Here is a 22,921-nt window from a genome sequence, read left to right on the forward strand (position 1 = left end):
TAAAACTTAAGTACTTTCCAGCTCATTACGCCCCAAACAACCCTCCCGATCGTTGTGAGTTTCCGTAGCACTCTGATCGCCGAATATGCGAGCAATCTTTAATTCTTGAATGTTTGCACGCCTACGACAGCGAGACATTTCAGTCTCAGACATTACAGACCCGAAGGGAGTGCAACACGAACACACAAGAACGAAAACAATCGAGAATCAGATGAAAGGAAATGTGCAAGAAAAGAAGAGAGCGAAGCAGGCGAAGGACCGATCAATGCCGGCAAATATCATCCCAGGCATCGAACGTTCTCTCTCATTCATCGTTCCAGCGAGACAGAACCTATTGGCCTCACTTCAACGAAGATTTCAACACGTCAGGAACGGGGTCTGAGCAGAAAATTGAATAGCAGAGGTAAAGAGGGCGGTGAAAAAGGCGGCATGGGACATTGTGTGTGTCAGTCCACAGCGTACACGTTTCTTGATGCTTTCTTTGTCATGGACTATAGACAGTCGCTTGGGAACAAGATTCTAAAAACACCGTTAAACGCAAAGCCATAATATTCCCAACCAAACTTGCATCACTCACACAGCGCAACAGGACACATCGTCCTACAGACGGAAGTGTATAGGAACGCCTAGAAGATACACGGCTAGATGCGTTGAGTTATTGTTTCCCAAGAATCGTGTGTTGATACCACTGCCAGAATCGTTCAACGCCTTCAGGGACAGAGGTTTTGGGTTCATACCCTAAGAGCTCGCGCGTTTTACTAATGTCGGCAAAGGTATATGAAATATCGGCCTCTAACATGGGGGTAGGAATCAGATGTGCCGATTTTCCAGCTAACTGTTCTATGCCTTTGACAAAATCAGAAAGTAACACCGGTTCTCCACGACCAATATTGAAGATGTCATAGCCCAACGGACGGTCGACCGCGGCCACGACACCACTGACAATATCTTCAACATAGGTCCAATCTCGGTGCATCTTCCCTCCATTATAGAGAGGCACTTCGGAACCTTTAAAAATATTATCCAAGACTTTATACGCCATCATGTCCGGTCGACCACGAGGCCCATACACGGTAAAAAAGCGAAGGATCGTACAGTTCAGCTTATACAGATGATGGTATGAATACCCCAACATTTCACTGGCTCGTTTACTCGATGCATACGGAGCTAAAGGCCGATCACAGCGATCATCGGGAACGAACGGAACAATTTGCGTATTCCCATACACCGAGGATGTTGAAGCAAAGACAAAGTTTGGGAGATGATTCGAGTGTTTCGTGCCATCCATTCTTCCGACACAGGCATCCAACAAATTCAATGTTCCCGTCACATTCACATCGTAATACAGGCCAGGATCGTCAATTGACACTCGCACACCAGCCATAGCAGCCAAGTGCACAACCCCATCAAACTGATGGGATTGAAAGATGTTTTGAATGACGGCTCGATCACGAATATCCCCTTCAATGAGTGTGAAGGCCTCATACTGCCCAGAAGGAGTCAGCTCTGTTTCGATTTCCTTAATGTTGGCACGTTTACGCTTGGGGTCATAATAGTCATTGAAATTATCAATGCCCACCACTCGATCGCCTCGCTTTAAAAGCGTTTCAACGGTATGACTCCCAATAAATCCAGCAGCACCAGTTACCAACACAGTCTTAGACATGCCTCATCTCCTTCTCATTCATCCTGTCGTTGCGTCCAATACTTGAGGACTATCAATACCACAAAAAATCGTTTTCGGTAAAATATGGTTGCGCAGTACCCTATGCGGCGTCTGTCCGACCAATGCGCGTCAACCTGTGTTATGAGTCGGCTATTCCAACACCAGCCTTAAGACACAAATACCAACATCTGAATACAGCTCAAGTTCCTCCATAGGCTCTCAGCATATCGTTGCCTTAATTACGAAACTTGTGAGGCGACAAAGTGATTGTTACAATACCCTAATGGTCGGAGCGATCCGTAATAGTACACTTGAAGCACCAGAAGTCATCGAAGATACAGGGACTGGCACGGGGGAAGACTTCGAAGCCGAAGTCATTGTCTATAATTGCAACTGCCACACATATCAGCAGGTTATTGCATTATTCTGTCAAATTATACCTGGCATGACCCCAGACCGTGCATTCGAACTGGCGTGGCAAATTGACCATCACGGAAGTGCCGCAGTGTTTCGAGGCCAACAAGCAAAAGCTGAAGGTATTGCAAAACAGTTAGCAGCTGGCGGATTGCGGGTAGAAGTCCGGTATTGAAGAATACCCTGGCTAAATATTCAAAACGTCTGTATTGTTTTCACGGCATCGTTTCATATTCACTCTGAGATGTATGAACTTGATAGTCGTTGTCTCTGCAGTGGTCCTATTTTTTGGCTTTCGCCGCAGTCTTAACCTTCTTTACTTTGCCTCCAACCTTAGATTTAGATGTACCTTTTGGCTTCTCTACCTTTTTGGGCTTTGGCTTGGCGACGGGCTTTTTTACCTTCGGGCTAAGCGTCTTTGACGTTCCTGTCGCTTTAGCCTTCGTCTGAACCTTTTTCGCTGTCTTAGGTGTCACCGACTTACGATCTGCTGTGCTTAGATCTTTCGGGGACTTTGGGGTTGCAGATTTCTTTGGTTTTGGTGTTTGAGGTTTCTTGGACTTTGCGCCTGATTTTCTTTCAGAATTAAGGGGTTGTGGATCCTTTGAAAACGATGACTTGCTTTTCTTCAGGGTTTCGCCTGTATATACCTTCACTTGATATAATTCAAATAATTTACTGATTGCCCGTTCGTCACCTTTTCTGGCCATCCCCAATAGGCGCCGGCGTTGGTTCATTTCCTCTTCTTCGGTATGAGAAGTTACTCGCCGTTCCATCCAGCGTTCCTTTCCTTTTATCGATAAATGGCATTGCCCGACCACCAAACTTCTGGATTGTACAGAAATTCCCTACACTTGTCAGTATCACCTAGTGTTCTTTTCTCACTTGACAGGCACACCAATCACGACCAACGAGAAAACCTCACCCATGGGACTCATTGAATGCCATCAGAACAGGCAGCCCGATATATTTCATTTCATCCTTCAATTCCTTACGACCTCGATTATCTGCTCAAGATTCCCCGCATTACAGACTTGCAAGTGTCGATTTGGCTTCATCCGCACCAGGGAAATTGGCATTGAGCTTTAAGGCAGCCTCCAGCGCCTTTTTGGCTCCAGCTTTATCGCCCTTCTTAAACTGGGCCATCCCAAAGTGATACTGAACCTCAGGATTATCTTTAAGCTTTTCCGCCGCTTCTCCAAGCAACGAGACCGACTTCAAATACGCCTCCTTTTTATAATAAATCCACCCAAGCGTATCCGCGATATGCGGTTCCTGCGGCTGCTGTTCCCGAGCCGTCTGTGCATGCGAAAGCGCGACGTCCAGGTTCCCGCTCTTGTCATGTTCAGCAAGAATCCATGCCAAATTATTCGCCGCTGGAGCAAATTTCGGCTGAATATCCAGCGTACTCTGATAATGCGTCTTGGCCTTCTCATAATCGCCTTCTTGCTCAGCGATCATCCCTAACACCATATGACCTGACACTAATTTCGGATTTCTCTTCACCAGTTGTTCATACTCATGAACCGCTTCCTTGGTTCTGTTGGTCTGACGATATAATTCGGCTAAATTCATATATGAGACTTGAACATTCGCATCAAGCTCTATGGCTTTTTTAAAAGCAATCTCTGCCTGATCGCTATCCTTTGCCTGCATCCATAATTGCCCAAGAAGGTTATAAAACAGAGGATTATTGGGGGAAGCTTCAATCTGTTGCAGGACACGGTTGCGGGCCTTCTTGGCATCACCCTGCACGAGATGAATGCCTGACAGTTGCGATAATGCCTGAATGGAGTCAGGACTCCCCTTCAAGGCTTCTTCAAAATGCTCAATGGCTTTTTCCCATCGTTTATCGTTTGCAGCAATGAGCCCTAACTGATAATGGCTTGATGACTCTTGCGGAACCTGCGCAATAATCATTTCAAACACCTTTTTGGCTTTGGAAATATCCCCTTTTTGCAGATATGCCGCACCAAGAATACGAACAGCCTTGAGATTTCGTGGGTTCAACCGAATGCCAGCTTGCGCCTCGGCAATCGCCTGATCATGTTCTCCTGCTGCCAACTTCACAGCCGCAAGCGCAGTTCGAGCCGACACTTTATTCGGAGCAAGCTTTACCGCTTCAGACAACTCTGTTGCAGCCTGAGACAGTTCTTGTTTCGCGCCAAACGCTATACCGAGAAACTCATGAGCTGCAGCAAGATTCGGATTGTCATCAATAACCTGCTGTAACAGCGTAACCGCGTCATCAACCTTCCCGGCAGCCAGCTTGAGACGGGCCTGGTGGACCCGCCCCATTGAGTCTTTTTTCTCTTTCTCCAATATCACCGTAACCTGCTCTTCGGCTAACGTGAGTTCTCCGGTATCAATATAATGATTCGTTAATCTCTCCCGTGCGTTAGACGAGTCAGGATTCAGTTCCACAGCACGCCGGTAACTGGCCAATGCCTTATCCGCCTGACTCATAAAGGTATAATAATCCCCTAAAAAGAGGTGAGGTCTTTCACTCTGAGGTTGTTGTGCAACCAGTTGCTGGTAGGTCGCCTCCGCCTGATCGTATTTTTGATAGGCCTGAAAGAAGAGAGCCAATTTCACATATAAACCCTCGTTGTCAGGATCTAACGCAATAGCTTGACGATACTGGGCTTCGGCTTTATCGGTTTGTTGTTGAATGGCAAAAAAATCACCCAACGCCATCACAAGTTGCGTGGAATCTGGATGTTTCGCCAATGCGTCTTGCAGCGTCTGCTCGGCCGTCGTGAAGTCTTTCAATCCCACATAGGCTCTGGCAAGGTCAAGGTATATTTGAATGTTATCGGGATCTAATTCAATCGATTTTTTCAGCTCGGAAATGCCCTCGTTGTACTCTTTTTCGCTGATCAAACTTCGCCCGCGAAGAAGATGTCCCTTGGGGTCTTGCGGAGAAGACGCCAAGACAATCTCTGCCCGTTCACGAGCTTCTGATGGTTTTTTACCAAGTAAAAATAATTCGCCTAATTTCAGCTGTGCATCTTGGTTCGATGGATCTAAATCAACGGTTTTTGTGAGTTCCCCATAGGCTGATTGCACGTTTGTGATCCCGCCAACTTTCAAATGACTCAAGGCCAATTGATAATGACCGTTCGCATCCTTCGGATCAATTTGAATCACATTTTTAAATTCAATGATCGCTTCTTGGTATTTCTCCGCTTCACTATACGCCAAACCACGAGTATAGTGAGTCGCCTTCTTTTCCTCAGCCGTCATCTGGTTACAGTTGGCCAGGAGCAAGATGAGCAAGGGAATAACACAGATCACAAACGCGCGGGACGTCCGTCTAACCATCATAGAGTCAATCTCCTCCGACTATAAGTTTCTGACATTTCACACAAAGGATCGAGCCTGCACTGGGCCGAACTTCGCAAGTTCTATCAATGACCCTCTACGCCGTCACAGGCCCCTCTTCTCTTCATTGACATTCTCAAGAATCCGTCGATATAGTGGCTTCGAAAGAGCTTTCGCACTTCTTGAGGTTTCGAATACTTCCAAATTTTACAGCATTCAAGATCATTACGTTATCAAAAGAAAGTTATCTCATGCCTGAACATACCGCGCCATTTACTCCTGATCAAATAGGCTTTAGCCCTGTGCGCTTTTCGAGTTCCGGAAAATTTTCTACGCACAAAGATCATATGGTTGATCCTTATGCAGAAACGCGCATTCCCAAAGAGGCGCAGATTGAAGGCACACAATATATTCCTCAAGTGAAGGAACTCTTCCCGTGCCTCATTCTTTTACACGACCGCTGGGGACTCACCGCTCACGTACAATCTTTCGCCAAACAACTAGCCTGTGAAGGCTATGTGGTCCTCGTACCAAACTTATATGGACGCCAAGGTGGAATGATTACGGCCAATGATGAAGTTGCAGAAGCGTTGATGAGTCGTCTGGACGAACAACTGACACTAAAAGATATTAATGCATGCTGTGAATTTCTCAATACCAATATCCCCGAAGACAAGAACTTAGACGTCACGAAACGAAATATACATGGCGTGATTGGACTCGGAATGGGAGGTGGACTGGCCATGCAATTTGCTTCTCGACGAAGACGGTTGCGAGCTGCCGTGTCGTTCTATGGCTCCATCCCCCCAAGCAGTGGTGAACTGGTCAAAGAATTGTACTGCCCAATCTTGTACCATGCGGTGGATCACATTGGATTTCCAAACCTTGAAGCCGTGAGTCTCCTGCAACAGCAAGCGAAAGACGAAGGAAAGACGATCGAAATCCAAAACTACCCAAACACCCCGCCCGGATTCTGGAATCAGTCAAATCCTGACACGTATCGCCCTGAAGCCTCTCAACAAGCTTGGAGCACAACCGTTAAATTCCTCAATGAAATATTGAGAAGCTCCTAACCCTCGGCCATCTTTTGTTACAATTGTACCAGAATGGCAAGATTTGGCCAGTCCTTTCTCACTTCTGAGTATGTGAGGCGTCCCACAGGCGGTCATTATGCCTCGTCTTTCATCGATCACACAGCATAGCATCATCGTAATTCTCTGCTTGTGCTGGGCCATCCCCGTTCAGGTCTTCGCCAGCGAACCAAACCTCCGACAGTTCAGTGCGACACATCAATCGGCTCTGTTGACTATCAGTTCCGACAACGACGCGCTTAATTTCTACAAAAAATACTGGCCCATCCCTCAAGACATTACTCGTCACCACCGTACAGCATCACGCACACAACAGGCACAGGAGATGACATCTGCCCGCATCACATTGATTGCCAACCTGCTTGCCTCACGTCTGGCTATCACCATGCAATCCGCGTTACAAGAACAGGGCCTTGACGCCATCCAACCTTTCTCCGACCAACAACGAAAAGCACATGAATGGGTGACGACCAAATCAATCCCCCCAATTATTGCGCACATGCTTGATTTCCACGCACACGTGACAGACTACGTATTCAAAGAATCTACATCTCCAACACGACCCGGCCAATTCGAGGCATTTGCCGCCTATCTCGATCAACAATACCCTGTACTGACAGGATCGGAAGACTCATGGGTTGGGTTGCTCGAACAAGGAAAACTATCAAATATTGATCAGCGCCTGTCTGAATATTGGGAACAGCCATCAGCTCACAATCACGCGCTCACGCTTCAATCTGATGACTCATCACGCAACATCAAGAGCTACGCACGGTATTATATCTGGACACGATTATGGCCCATCTATAAGTCCCACCTCATCGCGCTCACGATTCAAGCAGAGATGGACGCCATACAATTCGCCAGGACATCCATGACGCAAATGACCATGAAACAGAACACCGACTCCCACGAGGCAAACCAAGCCCGGCTTTGTGGTACATGGCATTGGATGGTACATAATCATCAAAATCATGGTGACCACAAAATGACCCTGTTCTTAGGCAATCCTTCGAAGTCCCCCACCACGCAACCACAACCGACTGAGATAACAATCAAGGGTGACACGGTCTATCTCCTATGGAAATTTCCTCAAGGGTTCCAAGAGGACAGTCTTCTCCTTAGCCAGGACGACAAACGATTGGAAGGGACATTTCACAATACGCTAGGCCCCCATGGCAGTATTACCGGAAAACGTCTGTCTTCCTGTAAACCGTAATCCTGCTCATCTCATGCGGTTTCGCCCGTTAAGCAAGAAATAGGGTATACTATTAGGGAGAGGAGGAGGTCATGGCCTTAGTCTCCCCAGAAGTACTCGAAACATCCATTCAGCATATCGGTCGTACCCTGAACGATCGCTCTCGCCGTTTCAATCTCAATATTTTCAATCATCGACGCATCATCAATTTTCTTCTGGACTGGGGAACCAGAGATGAAGAATTGAAGGTCCAACTCTTTCGCTTCGTCGATGTGCTTCCGACACTTGAAACCGATCAACAGTTCATTCACGTGTTTAAAGAATATTTCCAGGACCTTGCGGTCCTTCCTTTGTCCGTTCGCCGACTGATACAAGAAACGCCTCCCCGTTCGTTACGAGCCCACATTGGAACACGATTTCTTCGACGGCAATTTCTCAAAACAGCCGAAACGTTTATGGCAGGACATTCTGCCGAACAGGCAGCACCGACACTCTGCAATCTCTGGAAATCTGGGTGCGGATTCTCCGTTGACTTATTGGGTGAAGCCACGGTCAGCGAAGTTGAAGCCGATCAGTACCGAGATCGCTGCCTGACAACGCTGCGATTTCTTGACCAGGAAACGCGAGAATGGAAAACCCAACCCAGGCTCGAACACGATCATATTGGCGTACTCCCTCGCGTCCAACTGTCGCTTAAAGTCTCAGCACTCTATTCTCAGCTCGATCCGATTGACCCAGAAGGGAGTGTTGAATGCGTAGCCCAGCGTCTTCGCCCGATCCTCGATCTCGCAATGTCCATTCCAGCGTCGATTACCTTCGACATGGAACAAGCCGAATTGAAGGACTTGACCATTAAGATCTTCACACGCATTCTGTCAGAACCAGCCTATTCGACCTATCCCTATGCCACGCTTGCCTTGCAAGCCTACTTAAAAGACACGGTCAACGATGTCGAAGAACTCCTGACCTGGGTCAAACATCGGCAAACACCGATCGGGATTCGACTCGTCAAGGGAGCCTACTGGGACTCGGAAACCGTGCAGTACCAGCAGCGACGATGGCCCATTCCCGTGTTTCTCAATAAAGCCGAAACGGACATGAACTATGAAGCCCTGACTCATATCTTGCTCAACAATCTCGATGTCCTCAGACCAGCATTCGGCACACATAATCTTCGAACCCTATCCCATACCCAAGCACTTATCGAAACTCTCCACCTCCCTCAAGAGGCCTGTGAGTATCAAATGTTATTCGGCATGGCCGATTCACTTCAGGACGCTGCCATCAACTCTGGCTTCCGTTTGCGAATCTATACCCCCGTTGGTGAACTCATTCCCGGCATGGCCTATCTTGTTCGTCGACTATTGGAAAACACGGCCAACGAAGGGTTCATCCATCAACATCATAGTGGTCATGCGTCGATCGAAGGGCTCTTAGCTCCGCCAGAGGTTCAACAGAACACACAATCGACTCAACCACATGAAGAACGTCAAGATTTTCAGAATGAACCGCTCATCGATTTCTCGCAACGAGATTCACATATTCCAATCGAAGAGGCGATCACAACAATTCGACAACAACTAAGAGCGTCACATGATTACCCCGTTCCAACATCCGTCACGCCATCCGGCCCAAAACTGACAACGATCAATCCCAGTCAACCCGAAGAAATCATCGCAACATTTGACAGTCTCAGTCCTGACGACCTTGAACCACTCATCGAATCGGCGAAAGCAGCGATGCATATGTGGCGTGTCACGCCCGTATCCGCACGAATCCAGATGCTTTTCAAAACCGCGTCACTGATGCGGACACGACGTTCGGAATTGATCGCATGGGAAATTTTAGAAACAGGGAAGCCTTGGCGGGAGGCTGATGCCGATGTCGCAGAAGCCATCGACTTCCTTGAATTTTATGGACGCGACATGCGCCGAATTGATGAATCGTCACAACTCCGATCTGAACCTGGAGAATACAACCAACTTCAACATCGACCTAGAGGACTTGCCGCCATTATTGCACCATGGAATTTCTCTTTAGCCATTCCAACCGGCATGGTCTCGGCAGCGTTAGTCACAGGAAATATCGCACTCTTCAAACCCTCTGAGCGATCAACCATGGTCGGGTATCAACTGTACAACCTCTTCCGTGAAGCAGGCGTTCCAGAGACGGTCCTGCATTTCCTTCCAGGAGGACCTCAGCTTGGACAGGCACTCGTTTCGCATCCTGATGTCCATCTTATTGCATTTACTGGATCGAAAGAGATTGGACTGCACATTATTTCATCAGCCTCACAGGTTGCGACGGGGCAACGACACATAAAACACGTCATTGCTGAAATGGGTGGAAAGAACGCAATAATTATTGATGACACAGCAGACTTAGATCAAGCCGTTGCAGGCGTGCTTGCCAGCGCAACCGGGTACCAAGGGCAAAAATGCTCAGCCTGTTCACGGCTTATTGTCGTAGATTCCATCCACGACATGGTTGTTGATCGTCTAAAACAGGCGGCTCTGAGCCTTCGGATTGGAGCCCCTGAGAACCCGCGTCATCGCATGGGACCTCTGATTGACGAGCGAGCACTTGCGCGAGTGCGTCACTATATTTCAGTGGGAAAGGCGGAAGGTCAATGCGTGCTCGATTCGGCAGTTACGGCTCCTGGATTCTTTCAAGGTCCAGCAATTTTCACCGGAATCGAACCTCACCATCACCTGGCCCAAGAAGAAATCTTTGGACCAGTCCTGGCCATCATGAAAGCCAGAAATTTTCTGCATGCATTGGATCTTGCGAATGGTTCACCCTATGCCTTAACTGGTGGCGTTTACTCCAGAAGTCCGGCCAACATTCAGCTCGCCTGTGAAGCGTTTGATGTGGGGAACCTGTATATCAACCGCCTAACAACTGGAGCCCTTGTCGGTCGACAACCATTTGGAGGATATCGTTTGTCCGGCATCGGAATGAAGGCCGGAGGAGAAAACTATCTACAGCAATTTATGGTCCAACGGGTAATGAGTGAGAACACCCTACGACGCGGATTTGCTCCCACGACGTGAAAGAAGCTTCCCTTGAATCTTGGCCTTTTCAAGTTCCTCTGTCACTTCAATCAAACGATCATTTTCCGATTGCAAGGAAGGGATGGTCTGTCGTTCCTCATATTTCAAAAGACCAACACCTCGGCCGAACCATGCCGTCATCGTATCGGTTCCGTGAACAACTTCTTGCAGCCGAGACATGTGTACGTGCATTGTCATATGGGCTTCCACACGAATCGCGTCCGGGTACGTCCCAAGAGGAACCGTAACGGTTTCTTTCGCAAGGACAGATACTCGTGCTTCAACATCAACTTTTTCTGTTTTCCCATCACGGTCTAAATCTAAGCCTAAATCCAAACCCCGACGATTAAGCTGTTGAAATGAGCTTGGAATTTCAAGAGGAAATCTCATGATTTGATAGGGAATTAATTGTTTTTCAAGCACCGTGCCTGGCTTTGAGCCAAAGTACCGGATACCGGCTTCATCTCGACGGTAATAGCTATCAGACGCTCCTTGATCCCCAGGGTTGGTATCGTGAAACACCGTCACGTCCATTCCGTCTCTTTTTTCAATTCCCGTAACAGCCGACACATTGGAAAAAGACTTCTCAGCAATCTGCACCGCCACCCCTTCCACAAACCGACCACGATAGTGCCACTCATTTCCCTTGTCATCAGGGAAATACTCTTCGACATTGACCACCGTATCACTGGGAGGCGCAGCCAAACTGCTCGCAGGCCATGCAAGAACGACATGAGAAACGAGAAACAGAGCGACGGAAAAAGTCGTAAACTTCGTATATTTCTTTACCAACTCATCCTCCTTGATCTATGATGAATTTCCTAGGGTACAGTATCATAGACTCTTTTATTGCAGCAAGAAACAGCATAGACTCATTGCCTGGCTTTTCCTGAAGCACGGCAAGGACGGCGGATAATCTTTTTTCACCTTAATGCAAGAAATCGACGATTCAAGGTGTTGACTCAACCCCCCACACACATTGTCCGCCCCTCACGTCAACAAACCGTATTTGTTGCCGGCGGATCTGGAGTCATTGGGCAAGCCATTTGTCGATGCTTTGGACAACACCAATGGCAGGTTGGCATTCATTATCACTGCAACCATGAATCAGCTGAGCAAATTTCTCAGGCAGTGCATACGGCAGGAGGGACAGCGACACTCTACCAAGCCAATGTCCAGGACCACGCACACACGCGCACCATGATGCAGCATTTCGTGGAGAAACATGAACAACTCGATGTGTTAGTCTGGGCTGTTGGGATAGCCGAGAGCCACCTACTCGCGCGCACGTCCACCGAATCATGGACGAAGCATATCACCACGAACTTAACAGGATGTTTCCAACTTCTCAAAGCTGCGGCACCGACCTTCGAACGTCAACAGCACGGTTCGGTTGTTCTCATAGGTTCGCTCTCTGGAGTCTTGGGCACTTCAGGACAAACGGCGTACGCGACATCAAAAGCGGGGCTCATGGGTTTAATGAAAAGCGTGGCGCGAGAATGGGCACCCTGGAATATTCGGGTCAATGCCGTGTTTCCAGGATGGCATACGTCACCACTTGCAAGAGCCGCCTATTCTCACGAGAGAATCCGTGACACGCATCTTCTGAACAACACACCGAACACAGAAAATGTTGCCAACATGATCTATGAGGTAGCTCTCACGGAAAACCTATCTGGGCAAATCTGGAACCTTGATAGTCGAATATGGTGACGATGTAAAAACGGTTGCAAGAAATCAGCACAAGAATATTTCAGCACAAACATGAGTACAGGGATTTTTATAACGGGGACAGATACCGGAGTAGGCAAAACCGCCATTACGGCTGCACTTGCTGGATGCATTCGTGCACAGGGCTTGAGCGTTGGCGTCATGAAACCCATTGAAACAGGCGTAGACCAAGCTGATGCGGAGTTCTCCGATGCGCATCGCCTCAAACGTGCAATTGATTCGGAGCAGTCATTTGAGACCGTATGCCAGTATCAATTCCCTGAACCCATCGCACCGCTTGCAGCCGCGAATCGAAAAAATCAGACTATTGATTTCCAGTCGATTCAATCAGCATACACAACACTTTCGTCAGACTATGAATGGGTATTCGTGGAAGGTGTCGGCGGAATCATGGTCCCGTTAACCCCTGAGATGCGGGTACGAGATCTGGTCATTGCACTGCAACTCCCGTGCATCATCGTGAGTCGAACCAGTTTAGGCGCGATCAATCATCTGCTCCTGACTCTTGACGCCTTACAGAATTCCACGATTCACATTCTTGCAATCGTCTTAAATGATTGCAGACCACCCGACCATTCAGATACTGCGCACCTACAGAAAACTTCGACCATCGAATCCATTCGCGAGTTGTGTCATCCTCCCGTGTTTGGACCATTCCCTTATGAATATGCGTTTAGCACAGACTGGCAAAATGGAGTCGGCACATTACAACACCATCCGTTCATGCAAGAACTTGCACATCTGATTACTCGAAGGCCGAGGTAAACTGCCGAATCGTGGCTGAACGATCTCTCGCACTCAAAATAGCCGAGGCCACAGCAACGCCATCGGCTCCTGCAGCAATCAGACTTGGCACAACCTGAGCTGTGATCCCTCCAATCACAAAAATCGGAAGTGTGGACAATGATCGCACGCGTTCTAGCCCTTCAAGTCCGACAGGCGGTTCATGATCTTTTTTCGTGGTCGTTCCGTAGATTGGACCAAACCCAAGATAATCAGCCCCTCCCATCGTGGCCTTCGTCACTTCGTCTTCTCGATGCGTCGAGATACCAATCAGACTCTCGGCACCCATGACTGCACGAGCTGCATGTAACGGCAAATCCTCCTGTCCCAAATGCACTCCATCGGCCTCAACAGCTTTCGCGAGATCACACCGGTCATTCACGATAAAGGTCACACCCATTTTTCCTGCCACGTCACGTAACGCCTTCGCACGCTGGTATGCCTCCTTCAGTGAACCATTTTTGTCACGATACTGAACGAGCCGAACCCCAGCATCCCCAGCCTGCGTGAGTACATTCATTGACGAACAGGTGAACGAGAAACTTTCGTCGAGAATAAGATAGAGTCCAGAAAGAGAACTCCGGAGGGGTAAGGTCGGCATAACGCGAGATTACGAAATAGGACGCGAGGTCATCATGCGATCTAAAAACCGTGTCGATACCTGCCCTTTCTGAAAATCAGGATGATCAAGGACACGTCGATGGAGCGGAATGGTCGTTTTTACACCTTCGATAATAAATTCATCAAGAGCCCGTCTGGTCCGTGCAAGAGCTTCTTCCCGATCACGTCCATATCCAATCAATTTCGCCACAAGCGAATCATAGTATGGGTGTACGACGCCTGCGGACTCCATGGCAGAGTCGACTCGAACTCCAGGTCCGCCAGGAGCATGATATCGTGAAACAACTCCCGGACTTGGAGTGAACCGATCAGGATCTTCCGCATTCACACGACATTCTATCGCATGTCCGATGACACGAATGTCTTGCTGCCGACAAGACAATTGCAGACCGGCGGCCAAACGAATTTGCTCTTTGATCAAATCAATGCCTGTGATCACTTCCGTGACCGGATGTTCAACTTGAATTCGCGTATTGACTTCCATGAAATAAAATTTCCCATCACGATCAAGCAAGAATTCCACCGTACCGGCATTATGATAGTTCACTGACTTCATAACTTTGATAGCCACACGCCCCATGTCCCGCCGCAACTCATCATCCATTCCCGGAGACGGAGATTCTTCGATTAACTTTTGATACCGTCGTTGCACTGAACAATCGCGTTCATTCAGATGAACAATATGCCCATGATGATCAGCTAACACTTGAATTTCAATATGACGCGGATCTTGGAAGAATCGCTCGAGATAGACTCCAGCATGACCAAACGACGATTCGGCCTCACCTTGTGCGGCTTGCACGGCCGGCAGTAAGTCTTCCTCTTTCGTCACGACTCGCATCCCGCGGCCTCCACCACCCGATGAAGCTTTCACAATCACGGGATATCCAATTTTCTTAGCAATCTTCCGGCAATCTTGATCAGGATTTATTTCGCCATCACTTCCGGGAAGGACCGGAATACCGGCTTGCTTGAGTTGCTGTCGAGCCTTCGATTTATCACCAAGCAGCGCAATATGTTCTGAAGACGGCCCAATAAATGTCAGACCGATCGATTCACACACTTCCGCAAAATGCGCATTCTCAGCTAAAAATCCATATCCAGGATGAATGGCATCGACGCCCGTCACTTCTGCTGCACTCAAGACATTGGGAATATTGCGATAGCTCAAGGATCCATCAGCTGGCCCAATACAAATATGCTCATCGGCTTGTCGCACTGGCAAGGAACCAGCATCGACATCTGAATACACCACGACGGTTCGAATGCCAAGTTCACGACAGGCTCGAATGATACGAAGGGCAATTTCCCCTCTATTCGCTACCAATATTTTCTTAAACACGATTCATACCTAATCTGCGAGATCACGGCTGTCAGTCATTTCAGTGTTTACGAATCAGACTCTCTCATTTTCAGCATCGTTACGGCATCATGCGTCTATCGTTCAGCAACATAGTCACTAAGGCCTTTCGAGCGACTCACGCGTTAGACTCCCGATCAACACGTAAACTTGCAAACAGATCATAAGGGGTACCGTGCTCATTGGCAGTCTATTCTCTCGATGATGAGCGAAGTGAACGTATGGTATTTCCGAGGAGATGTAGGGCAATTCCAATGTATGTCAGCTACGCTGAAGGACATCACGCATGTCCATGCCTCCACCAATGACCATCAAACCGCAATGGGATCAATGAGAAACAAGGTTTGTCCATATTCAACAGGTGTCGTACTCTCTACTAACACTTTCGTGATTTGCCCGTCTGTTTCAGCTTCAATCTCATTCATGAGTTTCATCGCTTCCACAATACACAGGACCTGACCTTTTTTCACAAAGTCTCCTTCTTCGACATACGGATCAGCATCGGGAGAAGGCGAACGATAAAATGTGCCGACAATGGGTGAGGTGACAGACATAAATCTCCCCTGATCGACAGCCTTGACCTGTTGAGCTAGCGGCTCAGATGCTGCGACATCCACAGATGTCTCAGTCTGTTCAGAGGCAGGAAGAGATACCTGCGGAGTCGGCTCGCGCCTCACACGAATCCGCATGCCTTTTTTTTCAATCTCTAGTTCGGTCAGCTGATGCTGATTCAGTAGGTAAATGAGCGATTCGATTTCTTCACGTTGCATGTCACTCATAGGTTACGCCACCATTCTTCAAGATACACACACCCAATCATCTCGCACGACCACGACTGAGGAGAAACATCACGTCGACCGCTGGCTTACCGCACGCGTTCAACATAGTCTCTCGTTCGAGTATCAACTTTAATGATCTCCCCGGCTTCAAGATAGAGTGGAACCTTAATCACAGCTCCGGTCTCTACAACTGCGGGCTTGGTTCCCCCCGAGGCGGTATCCCCTCGAATACCAGGATCGGTTTCAACAACTTTCAATTCCATGAAAATTGGCAACTCCACTGAAATTGGCTCGTCGTGATAGAGGAGAATTTGCACGTTCGTATTTTCTTTCAGCAGATCGGTATTCGCTCCAAGTTGACTTTTCTGATAGCTGAACTGTTCATAGCTTGAGGTATCCATGAACGCATACTCCTCGCCTCCACTATACAGAAACTGCATTTCACGTTCTTCGAGATTTGGTTCCTGAAACTTTTCTCCAGATCGGAAGGTGCGGTCAATGACGTTACCGGTTCGATAGGCCTTGAGTTTGGTCCGAACAAATGCCCCACCCTTTCCCGGTTTCACATGTTGAAACTCAACAATGTAATACGGCACTCCATCAATTTCCAATCGAGCACCACTTCGAAATTCAGACGTTGAAATCACGATCGCATAGCTCCTCTATTATCTAAGTTTTGATCTCGGTTTTTGTATCGACAGGTTTCATCCGCACATACTCAATGACGGCTTGAAGACCGAGCAGATAGCTAGTCGCTGCAAACCCGGAAATTTGCCCTAGCGCGACCGGCGCAATCAAGGAACGCTTACGAAAGGGTTCTCGGCGATGGATATTCGATAAATGCACTTCCACCGTCGGAATGCCTACGGCGACAATCGCATCTCGGATGGCAATGCTCGTATGGGTATAGGCTGCTGGATTGATCACCAGCGCGTGAAACTGGCCTTGTGTTTCCTGAATCCATGTCACGAGCTCACCCTCATGATTTGATTGTCGAGCTTCAACATGCACACCTTCACGCCGTGCCAATTGTCCAATCGCCATATTCACTTCGTGTAATGTTTGCCGCCCATAAATTGACTTCTCTCTCGTACCAAGCAAATTTAAATTTGGTCCATGCAGGACAAGAATTCGAAACATGGAGTGTATCCTCAGTACGCTGATTTAAGGGATAGGTAACACCACGCCACACATGCTCGTGTAGCTCATTTCACAATGGCAGGGACGGTGTGGATTCTAGCAGGCCTCTTCTAAAGGGTCAACGCGGAACTCGAGCCTGGGAACAGGGAATGAGCGTCAAATAGTTCTAATTTTCCGATGATGAAGCGGAACATGCTGCAGCTTTCTCGAGAAGTACATGCCGAAGCATGAGCATGCCCATCGTATCACGTGCACAGTATTCTCGTAAGTCGGATGCCATGCGTGAACGCTCGATGAGATCCGATTCCTCAAAGACCATTTTTCGATACACCACTGAGGCCATCGCGCCATTTTGTACAGAGAGATCACCATAAGCCATGTGTGGAACCAGGGCTGGCAACACCGATTTAATCGATAAGGATCCGTGAAAGTTCGGGTGATAATAATGCTGCTGTATAATCGCAAATAGATCCCACAGACGCGCAACAATCTTGAGCAATTCTCCTTTCAACAACGGAAACGCTTCGGCTAACGACAATAAAATATGACGTTCATTTTCTGAATAGACACAAATGGTTCCCGTATCGCCCACCGTTGCAATAATACTCTTGGCAATCTCCTCGCGTGGATCCTTCGGGTCTGTGCATAAATACATTTCGTGTTGAATGTTACCATCGTGATGTTCAATATGATTCGACCACTGGATAGGAATCGGACGATAGGGCCGTGTTCCGGGATACGGTGGGATTGCCGGCATAAACATTTCAAAATCTAGATGATGGACGGGATAGTCAATCGACTGCATGACGGTCGAAAAGTCTGGAGACATCCACTCGACATTGTCTTTCATCCGTTGTTGAAGTACCGATAATTGAAACCCTGTAGGAATTTCGTCGATGGTCTCAATGCCTTGCGTCTCAAGATCCTTGAATGTTTTCCGGCCTCCGGGGAGGTGGTAGATCCAACGATCGGGTTTGCCTTTTGTACAATGCGCCCAGAAGGGACAGACATACGGTGCATGACAATGCCCATCCGGCTGAATAGCAGGCGGAAAGGGAGCACGCAACATCTGGCGCATGCCCTCTAATTGCTCACGAACCTTAGGCGATTGCTGCTCAACCAGCTCAGTTAAATCCCCGATCATAAAGAGGGCCTCTAAGTCCAGTGGCCCTCCTTCATACACATACCGTGTATTCAGATGCATTAAGCCACATTCAACGAGTTGAATGCCTGCACCAAGCAGAACCTCGGCCTGAACAGCTAAATCCTTGATATGAATGGGCTTGACTTTTGCCGTCGATTTGACTTCGATTAACCTCCAGGCGTTCCCCTCGACACGCTCTAAAATATCAACACGGACTAACGTTCCCTGCCATTCAAACGCTCCCTCAAAAATAGCGGATGTTGCTGGGTCCTTGACCAGGTCCATAGTCCTACGCAAGGCCGCACTGCTTTGTCGATACGTTTCCTGAACGAGAATGCCATCGGGAAAGCGGCGCCTTGCAATTTCCCCAATTTCCGTTCCCATATTCATGATCGCTTGACGTTCCGGATCAATCGCAGAGGCGAATTCTGGGCTATGCACTTCATAGTACAGTCGTTTCGCACATTGAAGGCCTGACAGAAATCGGCTTTTTGATAGTCGAACGGGTAATGGAGACATCAGAACACTGGACCTTGTCTTCTCTCGTCTAGAAAATTCATGTTCTTGCTAATGAGGCGCCTTGCGCTATACGATCTCCCTACAGGAAAACCGATCATGCCAACATCCTCTCAACATCCTCAGTCATCGCGAACCAATAAAACACGACAGCAAAAAACGGCGAGTCATCTAGCCGATTTCATTTCGACTCTTTTGGACTCGGCATTTTTGATCCCAGGAACGACCATTCGTATCGGTCTCGACCCGTTATTGGGATTGATTCCTGGAATTGGAGACTATCTCTCAAATCTCATCGGATCCTCACTCCTCGTTTTGGCTGCTCGCTCAGGCGTGCCACGAATCGTCATATTTCGTATGACATGCAACATTTTCCTGAATATGGTCATTGGCGCCATTCCTGGCATTGGAGATTTGTTCTCCGTTTGGTTTAAAAGCAATGTCCGAAATGCACAACTGCTGCATCACTACAGCCAAGACGCTCCACTAACATCCACGTTTTCCGACTGGCTCTATGTCATCACACTCATAACCGGAATAGTCGTCACCATGACCGCCTTACTCTTTGGTATCGTTTGGCTCATGAAAAGCCTCTGGGAATATCTGACGTAATGACTCACCCTCGGCTTGATCCATTGGATTACAAGGATTCAGACATATTCGCCCTGAACATCAGTCTCACAGACTCAATACTCGCCTACTACTTCTCAGCCTCGATATCCAAGGTATAATCTGTTTATAACTCGTAAATTTCAAAGAAAATCGAGGACAGTATTGCATTGCACTCGATGCCTGGCTCAATGTGATGTACAAAAAAATTCATAGGAAAGTTACGATAAATTCAGGGGAAATAGTCTAATTACTTGATTTTCCTGCGGCTCACTCACTTATGTTACCCCCTTGATTGGTCATCCAACACCAATTTTTTTGACTATCCACAAAAACTGGGGAAAAACTCTTCATAATCCTGTTTATAACTTCCTTGAAGACTCATAGAAAGCTTGCTCCAGCAAATTGCCTATTTTTCAGGCAACTACCACGAAAAACAAGTTGTCTCACCAGTGAAACACTTCTGTATTCTTGTGTAAAACATTGTTAAGACAACTGAAGTGCAACACTATCCATGAATTGACGCCCTAACGCAGTGGCCTTCAAATACTTCTGATCCAATGATAGCAAACCTGCCTGCACCAAATGCTCAACAGTCAATTGCCACGAAACATCTTGCGTGAGTAACGCTAACGTCTGAATAGGGACTCCCTCGTTCATGCGTAAGCCAAAAATCACACGTTCTCGCGCAATATCATCTCTCGATAGTGCATCAAGTGAATCGACCGGTAATTGCTGCCGTGCCAATACCGCTGAATAGCTGGAAAGGTCGGCAACATTTCCAAACCTCATGCCGTCAATATAGGATTGCGCACTTGGCCCTAACCCAAGGTAGTCTAACCCAGACCAATAGCGAAGATTATGTCGACACTCCCATCCTGACTTGGCAAAATTCGAAACTTCATAGTGGTGATATCCCGCTTGCTCTAAATATGCAATGGCCAGCTCTTGCATCGCCGTTTCTAACTCAGCGTCGTTGCGAGCCATTCGTCCTTCAGCCACATCTCGATGGAATTTGGTTCCCTCTTCTATGGTTAATGCATAGCAAGACACATGATCTGGAGCAAATTCAAGCATTTTCTCCAATGACTGTTGCCATGAGTGAAGCGTTTGCCCAGGAAGCCCATATATGAGGTCGAGACTCACATTCGAAAATCCCACATCGTGCGCATAGGACATGGCACGAGCAATCGTCAGCATTTTTCCTAACCGACCTAAACGCTGCCACTCAGATTCTTCCAGCGATTGCACGCCAAAACTTAATCGCGTCACCCCTGCATCACGTAAGGTCTGAAGATCTGAGCGACTCACCGTATCAGGGTCAGCTTCAATCGTAATTTCAGCAGCAGAATCAATAGAAAAATATTGATGAATCGCATCAAGAATGTCTGCAAGCTGGCCTGCCTGCAATGACGTAGGGGTTCCTCCACCAAAGTATATTGTTGAAAGAGGAAAACGGTGACATGCGCCCTTTAATGCATAGAGAGAAACTTCTTGTAATAATGCGAATAGAAAGTTTTGTACTCGATCCTCTCGATGCGGCGTGAGATAAAATGCACAAAAATGACAACGTTTTTGACAAAAAGGAATATGAATGTACAACCCAAGATCACGCGGCTGAGCGCTCATGCGTAACTGCTGACAAACGGTGTCTCCAACATACTCCATGTTACTCTTTCCTTTTAAGCACCCACGACGACCTCATACAAACCACACCCCACTCAGTCTGCCTCACAAGGGTATAAGAGGTATAGGCACATCACCTGTACCACTTACTTACACGAATTTTACATGTCTTTTTTTTGACTTTTCATAAATTGCTCTTGATATATTGGACAGGAACCTTTTGCACGAACGATACGCGCCACGTCATTGACCATCGTGCGATGGCCACAGACGTACACCGCAAGATCTTCGACAGAAGGAAGCCTTGCAACCAATTCCGTGACTCGACCAGTTTCACCCACCCAGGTCGATTGAGCACGCGAAAGTGTGGTCACAAAAGAAAAACACACATTCGTATCTGCCAAGGCTTGTAATTCATTTTGATAGTAGACATCACGCTCGCTTCGAAGCCCCCACACTAGCCGAATCCCATGGGCGGGAGCCTCCTCCAAGAGGGTATGCAACATAGACAAAAATGGAGCAATCCCGGTCCCTGTTGCCACAAAAAGAATATTTCGCTTTTCAGCACGATTGAGATGAAAGGAACCATGTGGCCCCTGAAAGCGAACAATGTCACCTTCTGATTGTTCGAATAGATAGGTTGCCCCATCGCCTTGATCAGCAAGGCTCAACAAAAGCGTCAACCGTGTGGCTTGACTGGGAGGTGACGCAAGAGAATAGTATCTTACTGGTGCCCCCTGCGCCTGTGCGGGCTCAATCTCCACAGCAATAGCTTGACCAGGAAGAAAATGCAGTTTCCCGTGATCCGGATCGATGATACTGAGTGTGAGTTCACGAATATTTGGAGCGAGATCGCGAATTTCTTCGATGCGAGCCGAATAGCGGGAAGGCTTCATGGCAGAGAAATGTAGTAGATTCTCCGAGTCGATGACAACCTCAATTTCATATGACACACGACATAACACATGCATTCTTGATGTTTTTCTGCTTGAGAAACCTGGTATAGTACAGCATCTGTGTCGACATCATTCGTCAGAGAATATTCTATTCGCCATGAGGAACCTATGAAAGAAAAAATTACAAAGTCCGATGATGAATGGAAGCAGCACCTCACGCCAGAACAATATCAGGTGACCAGACAACACGGGACAGAACCTGCATTTACCGGACAATACTATAATCACAAAGAAACCGGTCAATACCACTGTGTCTGCTGCGGAAGCTCATTATTTCACTCAGGACACAAATTTGACTCCGGAACCGGATGGCCAAGCTTTACCATGCCGGTTGAGTCAGACGCGATTCACGCAAAACACGATAACAGCTATGGCATGCAGAGAACAGAAGTGCTTTGCGCAACCTGTGATGCACATTTAGGGCATGTCTTTGATGATGGGCCGCTTCCAACCGGACAACGCTACTGCATTAATTCCGCATCACTGCGTTTTAAAGAAGAGACCACATCATAATAATCATATACATATTGACAGTCCCCTTCACACATGGATGTCACCATTGAGTCAACATAATGATTGACAGCGAGAATGTTCTGGTCGAAATCAGTGTCAGCTACAGGTATGCTCAGGAACATCAGTGGGTCATTCAAGGTATTACAGGGTTTCTGTCAGCCTATTATATGGAAAAACCAGGCTTTCAGGTTCGTCGGCACTACGACGAATTAGAAACCGGCATTCATATTTGGCTCTGTGAAGTCCCAGCCGGCACGAGTGTTCCCCGTCTGCTTAAGCGTCTTCAAGCAGATATCCCGTCGTCACAAATTAGCGAATATCAGCCTCAAACAACAGAACACCTACGCTACCTCATTGATGCAAAACATGCGCAATGACCTTCCGAACGATCATGCCT

General features: G+C 47.7%; 21 protein-coding genes. 9 read left to right on the forward strand and 12 right to left on the reverse strand.

Translation table 11 applies throughout. The annotated features are described in order from the left end of the window. Positions 1-655 precede the first annotated feature (655 nt). Positions 656-1,666 carry an SDR family NAD(P)-dependent oxidoreductase gene (locus ACWHX8_RS11015; protein ID WP_447968172.1) on the reverse strand — a complete coding sequence of 337 codons (1,011 nt, stop codon included), beginning with the start codon at positions 1,664-1,666 and terminating at the stop codon, positions 656-658. 250 nt (positions 1,667-1,916) lie between these two features. Here ACWHX8_RS11015 and ACWHX8_RS11020 point away from each other — a divergent pair, with 250 nt between their 5' ends. Beyond that, positions 1,917-2,255, forward strand: coding sequence for an ATP-dependent Clp protease adaptor ClpS (locus ACWHX8_RS11020; RefSeq protein WP_447968173.1), 339 nt, complete (start codon positions 1,917-1,919; stop codon positions 2,253-2,255). Between the two features lie 106 nt (positions 2,256-2,361). Here the strand turns inward: ACWHX8_RS11020 and ACWHX8_RS11025 are convergent, their stop codons facing one another. Then, positions 2,362-2,856 (reverse strand): hypothetical protein, encoded by a 495-nt coding sequence (locus tag ACWHX8_RS11025; protein WP_447968174.1) that lies wholly within the window; start codon positions 2,854-2,856, stop codon positions 2,362-2,364. A gap of 250 nt (positions 2,857-3,106) precedes the next feature. Continuing rightward, complete coding sequence (locus tag ACWHX8_RS11030) at positions 3,107-5,407, reverse strand: tetratricopeptide repeat protein (RefSeq protein ID WP_447968175.1); 2,301 nt, start codon at positions 5,405-5,407, stop codon at positions 3,107-3,109. A 248-nt stretch (positions 5,408-5,655) separates the two neighbouring features. Between ACWHX8_RS11030 and ACWHX8_RS11035 the strand changes: the two genes are divergently transcribed. The 3 genes from ACWHX8_RS11035 to ACWHX8_RS11045 all read left to right on the forward strand — a co-directional run bounded on the left by ACWHX8_RS11035 (position 5,656) and on the right by ACWHX8_RS11045 (position 10,746). Next, positions 5,656-6,477, forward strand: a complete 822-nt coding sequence (locus ACWHX8_RS11035) for a dienelactone hydrolase family protein (RefSeq protein WP_447968176.1) — start codon at positions 5,656-5,658, stop codon at positions 6,475-6,477. 97 nt (positions 6,478-6,574) lie between these two features. Then, positions 6,575-7,714, forward strand: coding sequence for a hypothetical protein (locus ACWHX8_RS11040; RefSeq protein ID WP_447968177.1), 1,140 nt, complete (start codon positions 6,575-6,577; stop codon positions 7,712-7,714). Between the two features lie 71 nt (positions 7,715-7,785). Beyond that, entirely contained in the window at positions 7,786-10,746 is a 2,961-nt protein-coding gene (locus ACWHX8_RS11045) for a proline dehydrogenase family protein (protein ID WP_447968178.1), read from the forward strand. On the opposite strand, the gene ACWHX8_RS11050 is transcribed toward ACWHX8_RS11045, so the two are convergent. Further along, entirely contained in the window at positions 10,717-11,538 is an 822-nt protein-coding gene (locus tag ACWHX8_RS11050) for a hypothetical protein (protein WP_447968179.1), read from the reverse strand. The two genes, ACWHX8_RS11045 and ACWHX8_RS11050, sit on opposite strands and share 30 nt — an antisense overlap. Positions 11,539-11,700: 162 nt before the next feature. Here ACWHX8_RS11050 and ACWHX8_RS11055 point away from each other — a divergent pair, with 162 nt between their 5' ends. Next, positions 11,701-12,459: an SDR family NAD(P)-dependent oxidoreductase gene (locus tag ACWHX8_RS11055; protein ID WP_447968180.1), complete on the forward strand. Its 759-nt coding sequence runs from the start codon at positions 11,701-11,703 to the stop codon at positions 12,457-12,459. 51 nt (positions 12,460-12,510) lie between these two features. Continuing rightward, positions 12,511-13,242 (forward strand): dethiobiotin synthase, encoded by a 732-nt coding sequence (gene bioD, locus ACWHX8_RS11060; RefSeq protein WP_447968181.1) that lies wholly within the window; start codon positions 12,511-12,513, stop codon positions 13,240-13,242. On the opposite strand, the gene thiE is transcribed toward bioD, so the two are convergent. From thiE to ACWHX8_RS11090, 6 genes are all read right to left on the reverse strand, one after another. Continuing rightward, entirely contained in the window at positions 13,223-13,861 is a 639-nt protein-coding gene (gene thiE / locus ACWHX8_RS11065; RefSeq protein WP_447968182.1) for a thiamine phosphate synthase, read from the reverse strand. The two genes, bioD and thiE, sit on opposite strands and share 20 nt — an antisense overlap. A gap of 9 nt (positions 13,862-13,870) precedes the next feature. Continuing rightward, positions 13,871-15,223 carry an acetyl-CoA carboxylase biotin carboxylase subunit gene (gene accC, locus ACWHX8_RS11070; protein WP_447968183.1) on the reverse strand — a complete coding sequence of 451 codons (1,353 nt, stop codon included), beginning with the start codon at positions 15,221-15,223 and terminating at the stop codon, positions 13,871-13,873. Positions 15,224-15,552: 329 nt separating this feature from the next. Further along, the gene (gene accB / locus ACWHX8_RS11075; RefSeq protein ID WP_447968184.1) at positions 15,553-16,020 is read right to left on the reverse strand and encodes an acetyl-CoA carboxylase biotin carboxyl carrier protein; all 468 of its coding nucleotides are present in this window, start codon (positions 16,018-16,020) and stop codon (positions 15,553-15,555) included. A gap of 86 nt (positions 16,021-16,106) precedes the next feature. Beyond that, on the reverse strand, positions 16,107-16,667 hold the full coding sequence (efp, locus tag ACWHX8_RS11080) for an elongation factor P (RefSeq protein ID WP_447968185.1): 561 nt from the start codon (positions 16,665-16,667) through the stop codon (positions 16,107-16,109). A 22-nt stretch (positions 16,668-16,689) separates the two neighbouring features. Next, positions 16,690-17,160: a type II 3-dehydroquinate dehydratase gene (gene aroQ, locus ACWHX8_RS11085; RefSeq protein WP_447968186.1), complete on the reverse strand. Its 471-nt coding sequence runs from the start codon at positions 17,158-17,160 to the stop codon at positions 16,690-16,692. A gap of 166 nt (positions 17,161-17,326) precedes the next feature. Beyond that, the gene (locus ACWHX8_RS11090; protein ID WP_447968187.1) at positions 17,327-18,823 is read right to left on the reverse strand and encodes a DUF2779 domain-containing protein; all 1,497 of its coding nucleotides are present in this window, start codon (positions 18,821-18,823) and stop codon (positions 17,327-17,329) included. 96 nt (positions 18,824-18,919) lie between these two features. On the opposite strand from ACWHX8_RS11090, the gene ACWHX8_RS11095 reads away from it, so the two are divergent. Continuing rightward, complete coding sequence (locus ACWHX8_RS11095; RefSeq protein WP_447968188.1) at positions 18,920-19,432, forward strand: DUF4112 domain-containing protein; 513 nt, start codon at positions 18,920-18,922, stop codon at positions 19,430-19,432. A 483-nt stretch (positions 19,433-19,915) separates the two neighbouring features. Here the strand turns inward: ACWHX8_RS11095 and hemW are convergent, their stop codons facing one another. Both hemW and ACWHX8_RS11105 read right to left on the reverse strand, forming a co-directional pair. Continuing rightward, on the reverse strand, positions 19,916-21,097 hold the full coding sequence (gene hemW / locus ACWHX8_RS11100; RefSeq protein ID WP_447968189.1) for a radical SAM family heme chaperone HemW: 1,182 nt from the start codon (positions 21,095-21,097) through the stop codon (positions 19,916-19,918). A gap of 119 nt (positions 21,098-21,216) precedes the next feature. After that, a complete protein-coding gene (locus tag ACWHX8_RS11105; protein WP_447968190.1) occupies positions 21,217-22,008 on the reverse strand; it encodes a ferredoxin--NADP reductase in 792 nt (263 codons plus the stop codon). A 111-nt stretch (positions 22,009-22,119) separates the two neighbouring features. On the opposite strand from ACWHX8_RS11105, the gene msrB reads away from it, so the two are divergent. After that, positions 22,120-22,524 (forward strand): peptide-methionine (R)-S-oxide reductase MsrB, encoded by a 405-nt coding sequence (gene msrB / locus ACWHX8_RS11110; protein WP_447968191.1) that lies wholly within the window; start codon positions 22,120-22,122, stop codon positions 22,522-22,524. A gap of 59 nt (positions 22,525-22,583) precedes the next feature. Then, a complete protein-coding gene (locus ACWHX8_RS11115; protein WP_447968192.1) occupies positions 22,584-22,901 on the forward strand; it encodes a hypothetical protein in 318 nt (105 codons plus the stop codon). Positions 22,902-22,921: the final 20 nt, after the last annotated feature.

The sequence above is a fragment of the Nitrospira sp. M1 genome, from assembly GCF_965152605.1.

Excerpts from the sequence above, each read along its gene's own strand:
- ACWHX8_RS11025 (WP_447968174.1), bottom strand. The coding sequence starts at position 2,856 with ATGGAACGGCGAGTAACTTCTCATACCGAAGAAGAGGAAATGAACCAA.
- ACWHX8_RS11015 (WP_447968172.1), bottom strand. The coding sequence starts at position 1,666 with ATGTCTAAGACTGTGTTGGTAACTGGTGCTGCTGGATTTATTGGGAGT.
- ACWHX8_RS11040 (WP_447968177.1), top strand. The coding sequence starts at position 6,575 with ATGCCTCGTCTTTCATCGATCACACAGCATAGCATCATCGTAATTCTC.
- ACWHX8_RS11090 (WP_447968187.1), bottom strand. The coding sequence starts at position 18,823 with ATGTCTCCATTACCCGTTCGACTATCAAAAAGCCGATTTCTGTCAGGC.
- accB (WP_447968184.1), bottom strand. The coding sequence starts at position 16,020 with ATGAGTGACATGCAACGTGAAGAAATCGAATCGCTCATTTACCTACTG.
- ACWHX8_RS11035 (WP_447968176.1), top strand. The coding sequence starts at position 5,656 with ATGCCTGAACATACCGCGCCATTTACTCCTGATCAAATAGGCTTTAGC.
- ACWHX8_RS11045 (WP_447968178.1), top strand. The coding sequence starts at position 7,786 with ATGGCCTTAGTCTCCCCAGAAGTACTCGAAACATCCATTCAGCATATC.
- ACWHX8_RS11115 (WP_447968192.1), top strand. The coding sequence starts at position 22,584 with ATGATTGACAGCGAGAATGTTCTGGTCGAAATCAGTGTCAGCTACAGG.
- bioD (WP_447968181.1), top strand. The coding sequence starts at position 12,511 with ATGAGTACAGGGATTTTTATAACGGGGACAGATACCGGAGTAGGCAAA.
- hemW (WP_447968189.1), bottom strand. The coding sequence starts at position 21,097 with ATGGAGTATGTTGGAGACACCGTTTGTCAGCAGTTACGCATGAGCGCT.
- thiE (WP_447968182.1), bottom strand. The coding sequence starts at position 13,861 with ATGCCGACCTTACCCCTCCGGAGTTCTCTTTCTGGACTCTATCTTATT.
- msrB (WP_447968191.1), top strand. The coding sequence starts at position 22,120 with ATGAAAGAAAAAATTACAAAGTCCGATGATGAATGGAAGCAGCACCTC.
- ACWHX8_RS11030 (WP_447968175.1), bottom strand. The coding sequence starts at position 5,407 with ATGATGGTTAGACGGACGTCCCGCGCGTTTGTGATCTGTGTTATTCCC.
- aroQ (WP_447968186.1), bottom strand. The coding sequence starts at position 17,160 with ATGTTTCGAATTCTTGTCCTGCATGGACCAAATTTAAATTTGCTTGGT.
- ACWHX8_RS11095 (WP_447968188.1), top strand. The coding sequence starts at position 18,920 with ATGCCAACATCCTCTCAACATCCTCAGTCATCGCGAACCAATAAAACA.